This window comes from Komagataeibacter intermedius TF2 (assembly GCF_000964425.1).
Lineage (GTDB): Bacteria > Pseudomonadota > Alphaproteobacteria > Acetobacterales > Acetobacteraceae > Komagataeibacter > Komagataeibacter intermedius.
Genome location: NZ_BANF01000136.1, coordinates 1 through 1,217, shown reverse-complemented (window position 1 = coordinate 1,217; position 1,217 = coordinate 1). Strand labels below are relative to the sequence as shown.

General features: G+C 64.3%; 3 protein-coding genes. 1 reads left to right on the top strand and 2 read right to left on the bottom strand.

Features of this window, described 5'->3' with window-relative positions; all coding sequences use genetic code 11:
- A partial coding sequence (locus tag B7449_RS13985; protein WP_048883734.1) for a recombinase family protein occupies positions 1-643 on the bottom strand: 643 nt, incomplete at its 3' end.
- Between the two features lie 13 nt (positions 644-656).
- On the bottom strand, positions 657-845 hold the full coding sequence (locus B7449_RS13980) for a hypothetical protein (protein WP_070325067.1): 189 nt from the start codon (positions 843-845) through the stop codon (positions 657-659).
- A 241-nt stretch (positions 846-1,086) separates the two neighbouring features.
- Between B7449_RS13980 and B7449_RS24795 the strand changes: the two genes are divergently transcribed.
- Positions 1,087-1,217 (top strand): YrrC family ATP-dependent DNA helicase (locus B7449_RS24795; protein WP_456303600.1); only part of this gene is annotated, 131 nt, incomplete at its 3' end.

The following is a 1,217-nucleotide window of genomic DNA, read 5'->3' as shown; positions in this document are numbered from 1 at the left end:
TCACTCCAAGCGTACGTAAAATACACTTTCGTGTCGTGATCCCATTGAGGCGGAAGGCGATCGCGCGTGGTCCCAGTCCGGCTGCGAAGTCGCGGAAGATGCGACGGACCACGTCGGCTTCCGCTGGATTGATGGTGCGGTCGCCCCGGATCGGCTCGCCGTTGGCGTCGAGCTTGCGCACCACGTCATAGCCGTAGGCATTGCCGCCGCCGGACTTGCCCTGTTCGACCCGGCCTCGCAGGCCGCGATGCGTCTTCTCGGCCAGGTCTTTCAGAAACAGGGCGTTCATCGTGCCCTTGAGGCCGACATGCAGATGCGACACCTCGCCCTCGGAGAGAGTGACGATCCGCACGCCAGCATAGTTCATGCGCTTGAAGACGCCGGCGATGTCCTCCTGGTCTCGGGACAAACGGTCCATCGCTTCGGCCAGCACGATCTGGAACCGTCCGCGCTGTGCATCCGCGATCAGCGCCTGGATGCCGGGCCGCATCAGGGAGGCACCCGAGATGGCGTGGTCGGTATACTCCTCGACGATGCTCCAGCCCTGCTTCTCCGCGTGGGTGCGGCAGACCCGAAGCTGGTCGGCGATCGAGGCGTCGCGCTGGTTGTCGGAGGAATAGCGGGCGTAGAGCGCGACCTTCATGACGGGGTATCCCTTACGGTCCGGAGCGGCGGCGCTGCTCCTGTTGCTGCGACCGGAACCAGTCCCGTGCCGCACGACGGGCCATGAGGCGGACCAGCGCCACAAGACGCGGGTCGGGGGCATTGGGGCGCAGGACGAGCCGCAACTCGGGCTCGGGCGGCCGATACGCCGTGGCAATGGACTGGCTGGGTCTGTCCGTCATCGTCGCTCTCTTCCGACCGTAAGGCAAGGAAAACAGACACACGATCCGGACAGATGACTGTTACTTCAATGGAAAACGGTAATACGAGAAGGCGTGCATGCGCGTGCTCCAGAGTGCGGAATCGTAGTTATGGGTAGTCCCGGATAGTGGCGCGTCGTACAAATACTGGCTTACGGCGGCATCACGGAAGGGGAGGGCGAGTCATGAACGATACGGGAGTGCCGTTCTTCCGGCAGGTCGGATGAGCGGGCGCGCCATCGACTCTTCGCCCACGGAAGCGCTGGCTGGCCTCGTGGAGCGGGTGACGTTCCACAACGCCGAGAACGGCTTCTGCGTCCTGCGGGTGAAGGTGCGGGGGCAGCGCGATCTGGT

What these genes read in the sequence shown, in the direction of transcription:
- B7449_RS13980 (WP_070325067.1), bottom strand. Translation starts at nt 845, where the DNA reads ATGACGGACAGACCCAGCCAGTCCATTGCCACGGCGTATCGGCCGCCC.